This window comes from Candidatus Nitrosocosmicus agrestis (assembly GCF_008389435.1).
Classification (GTDB): Archaea; Thermoproteota; Nitrososphaeria; order Nitrososphaerales; family Nitrososphaeraceae; genus Nitrosocosmicus; species Nitrosocosmicus agrestis.
Genome location: NZ_VUYS01000011.1, coordinates 95005 through 107213 on the forward strand (window position 1 = coordinate 95005; position 12209 = coordinate 107213).

The 12209-nt window shown below is 31.6% G+C and carries 12 protein-coding genes and 1 pseudogene; 6 read left to right on the top strand and 7 right to left on the bottom strand.

Going from position 1 to position 12209, the window contains the following annotated elements; genetic code table 11:
• Positions 1 to 1059 precede the first annotated feature (1059 nt).
• Positions 1060 to 1845, top strand: coding sequence for a carbonic anhydrase (locus F1Z66_RS08625; RefSeq protein WP_149863225.1), 786 nt, complete (start codon positions 1060 to 1062; stop codon positions 1843 to 1845).
• A gap of 364 nt (positions 1846 to 2209) precedes the next feature.
• On the opposite strand, the gene F1Z66_RS15460 is transcribed toward F1Z66_RS08625, so the two are convergent.
• Positions 2210 to 2353: a hypothetical protein gene (locus tag F1Z66_RS15460; RefSeq protein ID WP_154670526.1), complete on the bottom strand. Its 144-nt coding sequence runs from the start codon at positions 2351 to 2353 to the stop codon at positions 2210 to 2212.
• Positions 2354 to 2554: 201 nt separating this feature from the next.
• Positions 2555 to 3187, bottom strand: coding sequence for a hypothetical protein (locus tag F1Z66_RS08630; RefSeq protein WP_149863213.1), 633 nt, complete (start codon positions 3185 to 3187; stop codon positions 2555 to 2557).
• Positions 3188 to 3317: 130 nt separating this feature from the next.
• Here F1Z66_RS08630 and F1Z66_RS08635 point away from each other — a divergent pair, with 130 nt between their 5' ends.
• The gene (locus F1Z66_RS08635) at positions 3318 to 3704 is read left to right on the top strand and encodes a winged helix-turn-helix domain-containing protein (protein ID WP_149863214.1); all 387 of its coding nucleotides are present in this window, start codon (positions 3318 to 3320) and stop codon (positions 3702 to 3704) included.
• A gap of 157 nt (positions 3705 to 3861) precedes the next feature.
• On the opposite strand, the gene F1Z66_RS08640 is transcribed toward F1Z66_RS08635, so the two are convergent.
• The 3 genes from F1Z66_RS08640 to F1Z66_RS08650 all read right to left on the bottom strand — a co-directional run bounded on the left by F1Z66_RS08640 (position 3862) and on the right by F1Z66_RS08650 (position 5942).
• The gene (locus F1Z66_RS08640; protein ID WP_149863215.1) at positions 3862 to 4248 is read right to left on the bottom strand and encodes a hypothetical protein; all 387 of its coding nucleotides are present in this window, start codon (positions 4246 to 4248) and stop codon (positions 3862 to 3864) included.
• An 873-nt stretch (positions 4249 to 5121) separates the two neighbouring features.
• The gene (locus F1Z66_RS08645) at positions 5122 to 5358 is read right to left on the bottom strand and encodes a hypothetical protein (RefSeq protein ID WP_149863216.1); all 237 of its coding nucleotides are present in this window, start codon (positions 5356 to 5358) and stop codon (positions 5122 to 5124) included.
• A gap of 224 nt (positions 5359 to 5582) precedes the next feature.
• Complete coding sequence (locus F1Z66_RS08650; RefSeq protein WP_149863217.1) at positions 5583 to 5942, bottom strand: hypothetical protein; 360 nt, start codon at positions 5940 to 5942, stop codon at positions 5583 to 5585.
• Positions 5943 to 6958: 1016 nt separating this feature from the next.
• On the opposite strand from F1Z66_RS08650, the gene F1Z66_RS08655 reads away from it, so the two are divergent.
• On the top strand, positions 6959 to 7507 hold the full coding sequence (locus tag F1Z66_RS08655; RefSeq protein ID WP_201448650.1) for a GNAT family N-acetyltransferase: 549 nt from the start codon (positions 6959 to 6961) through the stop codon (positions 7505 to 7507).
• A gap of 506 nt (positions 7508 to 8013) precedes the next feature.
• Here F1Z66_RS08655 and F1Z66_RS08660 read toward each other — a convergent pair.
• Complete coding sequence (locus tag F1Z66_RS08660) at positions 8014 to 9471, bottom strand: PQQ-dependent sugar dehydrogenase (protein ID WP_230207505.1); 1458 nt, start codon at positions 9469 to 9471, stop codon at positions 8014 to 8016.
• A gap of 419 nt (positions 9472 to 9890) precedes the next feature.
• Between F1Z66_RS08660 and F1Z66_RS08665 the strand changes: the two are divergent.
• The 3 genes and pseudogenes from F1Z66_RS08665 to F1Z66_RS08670 all read left to right on the top strand — a co-directional run bounded on the left by F1Z66_RS08665 (position 9891) and on the right by F1Z66_RS08670 (position 11254).
• A pseudogene (locus F1Z66_RS08665) lies at positions 9891 to 10512 on the top strand (hypothetical protein).
• 175 nt (positions 10513 to 10687) lie between these two features.
• Positions 10688 to 10876, top strand: a complete 189-nt coding sequence (locus F1Z66_RS15855; protein WP_195907511.1) for a hypothetical protein — start codon at positions 10688 to 10690, stop codon at positions 10874 to 10876.
• 177 nt (positions 10877 to 11053) lie between these two features.
• Entirely contained in the window at positions 11054 to 11254 is a 201-nt protein-coding gene (locus tag F1Z66_RS08670) for a hypothetical protein (protein ID WP_149863221.1), read from the top strand.
• 241 nt (positions 11255 to 11495) lie between these two features.
• Here the strand turns inward: F1Z66_RS08670 and F1Z66_RS08675 are convergent, their stop codons facing one another.
• Positions 11496 to 12023, bottom strand: coding sequence for a hypothetical protein (locus F1Z66_RS08675; protein ID WP_195907512.1), 528 nt, complete (start codon positions 12021 to 12023; stop codon positions 11496 to 11498).
• Positions 12024 to 12209 lie beyond the last annotated feature (186 nt).

Here is a 12209-nt window from a genome sequence, read left to right on the forward strand (position 1 = left end):
AATATTGCTACACAGGTAATTCAAACAAGATCATTTGCCAACGTCAACCCATCAAAATAAAAAACACTATTTCTCTTACATAGTAAATAATGTTAATGTCTAAAAGGAACAATGTCAAACAAATATATATTTGAAAACACTTAATATTATTCCTATTTTTTACTTAAACTAACATTGGAATAATCCCGGAATCATTTGTAAGACAAATTATTTGCGTTTCTGCGAATTTGTTTTCACCTATATGGTCGCTTAAAATAAAAAATCAGATTCGTACTAAAATACCAGTAACCTAATCGTAATATTAATATTCACAATTCTTATAAAAACAAAAATATTGTTCTCTAAATACGTATCTATATTGTATTCAAAGCATCCAAAGAATTTGGCATTCTTTAGGACTAGCTATTTTATTCAACAAGAAGGAACCTTGTTATTGAGAAAGTGTGGGGAATGCTATTAAAAATATCTGGTTCAATTTATTTAGTCAAAATTATGCATTTTGTAGAATAGTATTTGTGTACCTAACTCAATTAATCCAGAATCAGAAATTACCAATTATGGTAGATTACTTTGAATTAAATATATGGGCTCCAGTTGTGACACCTATAGAATCAATCCTTTACCGTTTAATCCTTTTAATATATTTATACACCTTTTGGATTGATTTTTTTTGAATTATGATACGATTTGGATCAGTAGTGTTGAATTTCTGTTAATATTTTTCCATGAGATGAAAATGCTAAATGAAAATACTTCAACAAGAACCTGATGAACAAAAAATAAAAACTATAATCATTTTATCAAATTAAATGAATGTATCGATGAGATTTTCAATTGATTGTTTGAAAAAATCTAAAATCTTGTCTTTATACCGTAGTCCAGAATAATGAAGAATAAAATATACTTAATGTTAATTATTATTTACAAGTATTCTTAAATTCAGTTGCAAAAGAAATAGCGATGGTTAAATATTCAAGCAAATTACAGCCCCAATTATTATTGATTTTTAGTATATCTGTATTTTCGACAATAATGCCTTCCAGTTTTGGTCAAACAAATATGACGCACAATTTAACACAAGTAGATAAACAAATTCCAGGGATCAACCCGAATTGGCCAAATATTCATCAAAATGTAAAGACCGATTTTAACTCAAATGTGACGCTTCCAGACATTGATGATTCGGCTTTTATTCATCCTTTCGCAATAGTTATAGGAAATTGCTACATTGGAGAAAAGGTGCTAGTCGCCCCTACCGCAGTTTGCAGAGGTGATGAGGGCACTCCTTTGCATATTGGAGAATTCTCAAACATGCAGGACGGGGTAGTAATTCATGGATTGGAGACCACACTTAATGGCAACAATTTGGACGATAGAAGATTTTCTGAAAATGGCGACCTCTTAAAAGGAAATGATTCCAGATTTGAAAGTGGTTACTCGGTATATGTTGGAGATAACGTAAGTTTAGCACATGGTGTATTGATTCACGGTCCAGCGTTTGTAGGAGACAATACGTTCGTTGGTATGGAAAGTATGGTATTTAATGCAAAGGTCGGAAGCAACGTCGCAATAGGAGTGTCAAGTACAATTACAGGCGGAGTTAGTATAGCGGATGGCAAATTTGTACCACCAGGCAGTGTGGTTACCACCCAAGAACAGGCAGACAATCTCCCAGAAAGAATCGGAAGTTCATATGAAAACATCAATACCGCAGTCATCCATGTAAATAAAGACCTAGCCAAGGGTTACGCCAAACTTTGGTTAGACAATGCATCAGGTCTAGATAGAGAAAGTATGATGGAAGAAGGAATGTTAGAAACAAGTATGTCGCCCTTGGCAAATTAGACCCACAATATTTTCTTTTTTTATTTCCAAGATTGATTCAGTCTTGCACCTATCAATATTTTAATTAAGAAAAACAATTCAATTCTTACCTCCCTTCAAACTATTTATATATGAAGGTAGGTGAGGTAACCATAAATTTGCAAACCAAAGACTACAACATTTGACGTAAATATATGTTCTTATGTAAGCATATTCCAATAGGTGGGATAGTTATTGTGTATTTAAAAGTTATTTGCGGATTATTATATTAAACTTGGTTATTTTTGATAGGAATCAATCTTAAATCATTAGGAAATTAAATAGCTGTTCTTCTCTCCATCATTTTCCATAAGATTCAAAAAGTTTAGGTATTTTTCGTATCAGACTATTTCAGCAAATAAGTAACTTGCTCGGTGACAGAAACCTCTTGTTGATCAGGAAGTATGGGTGTCGAGGTAACATCCGATACAAATGATCTATGAACCAATTGTTCATTTAAAGGTAATGAGTTGAACCCAAACCTTTGCAACTATAAAAAATCCCCTCTTCCCCATTAAATAGTAAGAGGGGATTTTTGACATTTATTCCATAAATATTCAGAAATAGAAAGAGAAGTATAAAATTAGCGACAAGAATGTCTCTATATTCTGTAATTATTAGATTGATCTTTCTATAGCACTTTCATCACATTAATTCAGTAACCATAATAGAATAGTAAAATGAAATTAACTTAGCCTAGTTTGCATGAATAAGGATTCATGAACGCACCATCTGTCGTAAGAATAAGGTGAGAACCTGATCCCTGATCATCACCAATTGTGTTCAAATCTTCGTCCAAATAATGTTTTTGCTTGTCACCGAAGACATTATGGTAGTTAAAGTAACTATTCACAGGATTTAAGATCGAATCGGATGCGATCTTGTTATTTGCGGTTGGAATTTGGGAAGCTAATGGGCTTGCAACGAGGATTACAGCGAGTGTCATGACGATCATTACACTGTTTTTACTTGTAACTAGTTTATGTTTAAATCTGGAGGGACTTGATATTGGATTTTGAGACTTGCTTTTGAGTAATGAGTATGGAATCTTTGAAACTGAATGTTTAATTTCTTTTGGTTCAGTTGTAGGATACACAAGTTTCAAAATATCAGTTTTTCTCATTGGATTAAATGAGATATATTCCTCTTCCTTTGGAAATCCAGGTAGAATATTAACATACCCCAAATCTTTAAGATGATTTATCGCGTTGATTACATATCTCTCAGAATCATTTGGAAAACCTTCTATTAAAGCAAATACAGGGATTGGGCGCCCGTTCCTTTTTAAAAGAATACGTAATATAGAGATTTCAAAGGAATTCAATAGTTATTTTAAGATACCTTTTTTATTTATTCATTTACCCCATCTTTTTTATAAGTATACAAATAATTCTCTATCAATAAAAATTAAAAGATTAGAAAAAGACAAATATGACATTTAGTAGAGTTAGATCATGTTAAATGAAGGAATGAATCCAGAAGAAACGGGTATTTTGTCCAAGATATTTTCCTCAAAGGCCCCATCTCAAATTATGGATTTCTTTCTAGATCATAAAGAATTTGACTATTCTCCAGCAGAAATAGCCTTAAAGACTGGTTTGTCATTTAAGACCATAACGAGAGAGATCCCCAGCTTAGAAAAATTTCACTTTGTGAAAAAAAGTAGAAGAATTGGAAAAACTATAATGTATATTTTAAATTCTGATTTTCCAGCCGTAAAAACACTAGAGAAATTTACATTAGAAATGTCCGAATACATTAACGTTGAGGTCATCGATGGGGATTTGAATTCAAGAGAAAATGACGACAAGGTGTCATCCAGATTGATAGAACCTAATTAATTAATATTAAGGATTAATAAAAATTTAGAGATTTTCAAGAATTATATGATTTGGTCCAAATATTAATCATATTGACCTTCAAGTGATCTAAAATTTTATCAAATGTCTGCATAAAACTCTTCACCTAGAAATTTAGTATCAAAATAGATGACTACATCTATTTTGCCTTCTGAATTTTGGAGATTGCTTTTGGGTGCCTAGCATATACGACTACTGCCATTAATGCTACAAACGTTAGTTGAAAAATTTCAGTAGCAATTGCGATATCGCCAATCATTCCTCCCCGTCCTGTTATTGGATTATCTGGGATACGTGTTATTATCCAGAGTGTTATAAAAGCAACTGTCCCTACTATACCGATACAATCCCATATTCTGCCCCAATCTTTTATAGTAGGTAATATCCAAAATACTTGCGCCAATCCACCAATTAAGAAAAGTATTGTCATTTGTTGATTAAATGCAGGTAGCATGCTTAGATGCAAAATACCAGCCATTCCGGTACAAACTGCCGCTGAAACGGCCAAGGCGCTTATTTTGTTCATTCTTTAATTTAGTTGTTTATTCTATATATTCGTACATTTTTTTCCATATAACAATATTCATCAATCCACATGATTAATGGATAGTAGCAACAAATAGGATTTTTTGTCCACACGAGAAACAAAATAAAAAAAATATAATTAAATATTTCAAATTTATGGAGATTATTTAAAGTGCTTTAAGTAATATTATAAACTTATGTATGATTTTATGCAGATATAAGGAATAAAACTTTGATTTCTGCTCTTTTGTATCTAAATAAAAGTTAATAAACAGTTTGAAAATTAATGATAAGCCAACCTATATGAATACAATTATTAGGAAATCCAATAATCATGACGATCAACAAATCCAATTTAAATAAAAATAACAGAGATTAAAATTTGTATATACTATTACAATTACAGTACGCAAAAAAACATCAGAGTTTATAGGAAGGTTTTTGTATATATTGGGTTCTGGTCTAGAGACCTTTATTGGCTTTAGCCCAAGCCAATAGTCTTTTAATAGGTAGAATGTTATGCGATAAATTAACATAAATTTTTTTTGCTAATTGTTTAATTTTTGCCAGTTCGGAGCTAACCGCCTATATCTGTGCTCGTGTCCGATTTACAACGGGGCTTTTATTTGGAAATTATAACTATCTCAGACACTATTTGACATGTTCAATAACCATAATACAAGTATATTAATTTGACAAAAAATAACAACCTAAAGAAATCAATTTATCATTTATTCAGTAAGAAAATAATAAAAATAGTCAGAACCGAATTTAGTCGAAATCAACGAATTAGTATTTGCTTACAAGAATGTAACCGATAATAAAATGTAATACATTTTCACACAGTCCTATCCTTGCCGATATTACAAGACTCTTAACTTGTAGAATTTGACTGGCCAATTAATTGTTTAGCTTGATCTATGTGATCTTTTGCACCCTCATAATCCCCACTGTCTATAGATTTTTTTGCCTCATCAAGATGAAAGTTAGCCTCTGGACAGTCAAAACAGATAGTTGCAAATGAAGTCTGATACCAATAGTTCTGAGTAATACCAAAAATACCCAAAGTTATGGCAAATGCAAACATTCCAGCATAAATTAGATTTGTCATCCATTACCTTTAAAGTACCTTTATAAAAGATTTATCTAAATTAGAAATTACCAACCACAAACTATTGAATAGAAATTCAAGATTTTTAGGGGTTCATTACTCGAAATATAAACTCCAGAAAATGTCTAGATAAATTCAGTTTTTCATCGAGATAGGTTTTGGATTTGTTTATTTTGTGGAAAATTGAGTGAATTTAGTTACCCGATATCCACCAAAACAAAATTCTATTTTCCAAAGTACGCCTTTACATGTGGTTGATAGAGGTAGTAAATAACTATACCATTGACAATTACATGGAATATTGCACCCATGTTACCGACAATGAGTGAAGCCAGACCTACTATAATACCTAGTACCGATACAATCAAGGTAATTATCCAAGCCCATTCCAGGCCCTTCCACAATCCATAAGAGACTGCGAAATAAGCTATACCAATGACAATTAAGATTCCTCCAAGGATTAATCCTACGATAGGAATTACAACTATAATTGCAAGGCCACTAAAGAGTGAACCTAGTCCTCCTAGGACAGCAAGAATTGCAATGAGCGTTACACCAAATGGTCTATCCTTTTGCATAGACACTATAGATAACTATAACCATTTAAACACCATTGAAAAAGAGACCCAAAATTTGTTATTATAAATTATTACAAAACTTTATTCATTCGCCATGAATGGACTCACTGAACAATACAATTGCCAAATTAACAATCCGCAGATACCTCATTCAGATATCTGTTATTATAGAAAACTTCTATAATTTCCATTTAACGACATATTTAAGCATATATGTCTGTAATGAGGTATGAGTGCTAGAATAGTGATTTTCATTTTTGGTGAGTAACACATATTAGCATAATGTTGATTTCTATGGTAGTATTTTGTCATAATTGGTTCAATTAATTACTATTTCAGAGGTAGAAGTATTGACAAGACAGATAAAATCACCATTGATTTATAATTTTCCTAATTGGTATTTTATTCTGAGTCTCAGGTATAATTGTTATTTTCGACGACTTGTTCAAAATCGTCAATATCAATCATATAGCCTATTCCGCGATCAGGAAAGTAAATTTTTCTTGGATTAGTCACACCCATAAGAATATGCTATACCACTCCCCAAAATAAAATTCCTAAATCGATAAATTTTAAATATGAATTTCTTTGCTTTCAGTACATATCAAAGGATACGGGCCATGAAATACTTAAAAATGAGACCTCATGAGCTATTCGAATTTCATACTTCATCAGTTCCTTTTTAATGGTAACTATCAGGTAGTAGGGTTAACAGATTGTCTGGATAAGATATTTCTGAAATATATTTTATAGAGCTTTTTGCATTTTAGTTGTTAAGATACTTAATATAGTAAACTAATAATTTGATAATTTAATTTAGAATAGGTTTAGAACTATTATTTCATACTCTAGACAGAAAAAAGATTTACATTAGCGCGTTTATCACGTATATTTAAATTCTTTTCGGTTACGAATGAGGTAACAACTTGCCACTGTACTGCTTTTATACCTAAATATTACAAAATATCTTGATAATATTGCTTTCTGTCCATGATATAACTTTAATAGGTGAATATATTATTTTGCGTCCACCTAGATCTGAAGATTTGGAGGGCCTGTCTGATGCAGCTATTGACGGAGAAATTTGGAATAATCCATATGCGTTTTTCCCACAAGTGAAAGACATGTCTATTTACTTGCAGAATATGATAAAACACGACGAATCCTTTATACCATTAATCATTGTGCAAAAAGAAACCAATATAATAATTGGGACTACCAGGTTTCTTAATATAGATAAAGACAATCATCGAGTCGAAATTGGACATACTTGGATAGCCAAATCGTTTCGGAGAACTGCGGTAAACACTGAATCAAAGTTGTTAATGTTGCAGTATGCTTTTGAAAAATTGAACTGTATCGCAGTCGAAATTAGGACAGATGTTTTAAACCTAGTATCACGAAAAGCAATTGAACGGCTCGGCGCAAGCCAAGATGGTATTTTAAGAAATCATAAAATAATGAGAGATGGGAGGATAAGAAACACAGTTTGTTATAGCATAACCAGAGATGAATCGTCAGAAATATTAAAAAACCTTATGGCAAAATTGTCTAATCATAAAGAATATTAGGTTTAAATATCTGGTTGTTCTGCATTCCTTCCATTAATTACTTAGATTTTATTAGCAAGAAGAAATTCTGCTCGGTTACCGCTTTGGACAGGTAACAACCATGTGGTCTCATCTGAAAAAAATCATGTCATGGTAGAAGGTCATAAATTCCTACTATTTTTCGAGTTATTAAACCAAGTGCCTTAAAAACAATAAAGCTTGTTCTATCATTTTCAATATTTAAAATTCTAAAGCAACACGCCAGAGGTTAACTTAAAAACGATAAATTTTACAGTAAATCAGATTTATCAAAAAATAATTTATAAATTAAATATTAATATGCTTTGCTGCGAAGATTGATCATTATACTTGAAAGAAAGCCTCATCTATATTTTCGGTGTTCTGATCAGATTTTGGATACGTATCAAAAAGAAATTGGTCTATTAAATTTTATTCCTACGACAACATAATTGAGATTTAGAATATTATACCCTTCTTTATTCGACATGAATGAGAATAAATTTTGTTTATGAATTAACTAAACGAAATATTTTACCGTCAAAATATGACAATATATATAAATTTCCATCCGGTCCCGTTTGAATATCAGTAATCCTTCCATCAAATCCCTGAGCAAAAATATAAGGTTCAAGTTCTGATTTGTTGTCTGCCACAAAGTCCTCGATACTTTCATTAGAAGCTAGTTTTGAGTCGTAAATGGATTTCAAATGAACTATTTTGTTCCTATCTGGATTTAGCTTAAAAAAGTAAAGATTCCCATTGTTAATATCTCCTACAAAAAGATTATTCTCAAATTCTTTACCCAATTTTGACGATTCATAGAATTCAACGTCTGTTACTCCAATGGGATTTCTCCAGCTAAATTCAGGATCGGAATAGTGAGAACCATTTAGCATAACCAAATCCAAAACGTTACTGTCATTATTCCGATTTAGCGGTCCCATAATTTTATACCAACCGCTGTTAAAGCCAGGTTCTACCAGGTTAAGCTCATCATAGGTTGATTCACTATTCTCAGTATCCCACACCCGACCAGTAACTGGATCGATATCTAGACCAAAACTGTTTCTTATGCCATAAGCATAATACAAAGACAAGGACCCTAGTGTTTTGTTCTCAAGTGATTGATTGTAAAATGGATTGCTTGCAGGAATCAACATAGAGACAGAGGGATTTATTCGCAAAATACCCGAGGTATTATTTGGTGGGAAAAAGAGATCAAGTTTTTTTCCTGGATAGTTTTGCATTGAACTATTGATAGCCGTCAGGTCCCCAATTGTTACATACAGGTTTCCTAGCTTATCGATATCAATTTTACCACCATTATGATAAGGCCTAGGGTTAGCAGGCAAATCTAATAATAATCGATTAGGCACTAGTGAATTATCCGTATTGTTAAAGTTAAATTCATAGACCCTGTTCCTTAAGTTATTACTAGAATCGCTATCCTCATTACTGTCTATATAATTCAAACCTTTGTTTTCTGACACCTTTTGAGTAAAGTAAAGGTAAACTTTATCTTTCAAATAGTTTTCAGTTCCTTTTTGGGAGAACAATAGGTCGTTATGTTTCCCCAGTAAGTTTTCTTGGATAGATTGTGTCTTTCCAGATGCTAAAGACAAATTTGTAAAAGACTTATTTTTAAATGCTATGCCCAAAAGTCCTTGTTCTTGTTGAGTGGATAAATTTTCAATTGTATAGGCTGGCTTCTCAAGCAGGACACCGTGTGAAATTACACGAACCTTGCCTGAATCTTTTTCTAAAATAAGAATAGTATTATCGTTAATAAAACTCATGCTGGTAGGACGAGTTAACCCTTTTGCAAATAATTCAACGCTGATGTCAGTACCATAATTTTTATTAATTTTTATATTGGATGGATTTTGAAATGAAATAATTTGATTATGTACAATATATAACAAATCTGAAGAGTAAAGAATCATCATTATGGCTGCAAAAGCCATGATCGACAAAACAACTAACCCCCTCATCTGACGAGGTTTAATTGAAACAAAGACACAATGTATTTGTTTGTTTGTTTGAAGTTTACAATTGTCAAATTTATCGACTCATCTGGTGTTTGTTAACTAGTTGTTCGCACTCTTCGCAATCTATAAATCGGAATTGGCCAATGAGTAACTGTAAGGTACATCAAAATACATTATTCAGGTCGTTTGGACAATTATAGGTTTAATGACCACTATTACATCAACCAATCAAGTATGTATGATTATTGTGGTTTCAATAATTTTACATGATATCAAGTCTATTTATCAACAAGGATTATGAAATTATCTTGGATGTTGATCTGAAATATCTGGAGAATTTATATTATTGTAATTTATTACCTAAATCATACAATTCTGTGCAAACAATAGTGTTGATGATAGGAGGTGTTTTTTGGATCCTCACCTACATATTCATTATTTCAAAAGGTTTCAGAGACAAAACATTTGGAATGCCTTTTTTTGCACTCTGCAAATATATCATGGGAGTTTGTTTTTGCATTTGTTACTCCTCATTCACCACCCCAATTGTACATAAATTATCTTTGGTTTGGATTAGACATGATAATTGTTTCTCAGCTTTTGAAATACGGCAAAAATGAATTTCCTAACATATCTTTAAAAACGCTTTACTCTGGGTTTATCTTATCAGTCATCTCAGCTTCAGGATTAATAGTATCAGGTAGATTTATCCTCGTGGATGTAGACGGAGTATTTGCAGCTTTTGGACAAAATCTCTTGATGTCTGTTTTGTTTATAATCATGTTTTATAAGCGTGGGAAAGCATTACGAGGTCAGTCGAAATTTATTGCGTTATTCAAAATGTTGGGTACTGGTTTTACAAGTCTACATTATTCTATTTATGAACCAGTATCTCAGAATTTTATCATATTGCCAATATTATTTATTTCCATATTGTTTTTTGATCTTTTGTATTTGTTGTTATTACTTAGAAATTCAGATGAATCCATATTAATTGGGGTAAGGAGGCCAATATGAAATACATTTTATATTAAATACTATATAAAGAGAAAGCAATCGTATTGGTATTAAGAAATGGTAATGGATTTTTAATTTTCCCCAAAAGTGTTGACAATATTATTTATTGCAGGTGGATTTGTGGTGATATTTATGTTGATGGGAGGATCTTTGACTCAGCTTTTTTAGTTAAAGTGTGAAAGAGAGCGTTTTGGTCCAAATGAAGGAAAGAGATACGTGCGTAGTAGAAGCATCAGATGGAATACCTTGTAGTATCGGCAACTGTCCTTACCAGATAGAAGATAATATTACTGTAAGTTATAAACAGGGTTACCTAATTTGGAAAGTCATAGTAAAGTCTAATCTGTCCTATTTTTCTTTATAAATTAATTTTTTAATGCTCTATTCCAATATCAATAGCATTTAGCAAAGATTAAAGTTAATTAAAAAGAGATGATGGTTAAACAAATAAGAAATTCAGTATAACTAAAACATTACACCTTACTAATTTAACAGTATTAACCAAAGGAAATATATACTATAAAAATAATCAATCATTTGCATGAATAAATTTAGCGCATTTGTAGTTTTGAGCGTAATCGCAGCAGCTGCTCTCATGGGAGGAGCTATGATGGCACCAGTATTTGCACAAGACAACATGACCATGACAATGGATAACTCAACCATGCCAATGGATGGTTCAGACAACATGACCATGACAATGGATAACTCCACTGATATGGCCAGTAACTCAACAATGTAATAGGTTCGACCCTTAATCACAATATTTTTTTGTTGTTGTTATTTTACTAAGACGTCAGTAAAATTTTTTAATATTAGAACAAAATTTAAGAAATTGATGATCGTGTCTTATTTATCCGATATTAACACAAAACAATCGTCAAAATAAATTTGTTTAAGATTCTTTTTATATAGGTGGCTACACAAATAGCCTATAATCAAAAATTCATTTCATATAATGGGGATTAAAATAACGTGTTTATCTAAAACATGGCGAAAATGTTATTTAATTTAAGACCCGTTTCGTTGTTTACGAGTTTTTTTTCTTTAAGCTCTGCCCAAACATCATCAATATATCCCATACTGTATTTAGATTTTATAGCATAGACTTTGTCCAAGGTCTCCTGCTCACTCTCACAATACTTTGAACTATCGATTAAAGTAGTAGCAACTTCCAACCATTCTGGTTCCTTATCCTTGAACAAACCAAGGAATTTTTCGGTAAAAGTTTTATTTTCTGCCCAGTCACTACTGCGATCAAAATTTGAAATTTTTGTGGGATGAATATTATCATAGTAATAATTTGCCAATTCAGGTGAGTATGGACCATTATTGTAAATGCTATATTCATAGCCAAAATCATTCTCTAAAGAAGTTTGTGCTAGATAGACGTATTTTTGAAGTTTAAGCCTATTGATAACACCATTTTCATCATCGTTAAGAATATCATGGATATTTATCATCTCATTATCATTCAGGAAACAGATAAAATCCTGGAATCTTATACTCATATTTTATTAAATAGATACTATACGTGGAACTATTATATTAATATGAGCTTTATTTCTTTGGCTCTGTTCAGTTAACAGGTTTTATCTTTTTGTTATGATAGTCGGCAAATAACCGTAGCCAATTCTGTACATGCTTTAACTTACAATTCTTTAACCTGCACGGAAAATAATCATCAAAGTTTTCTG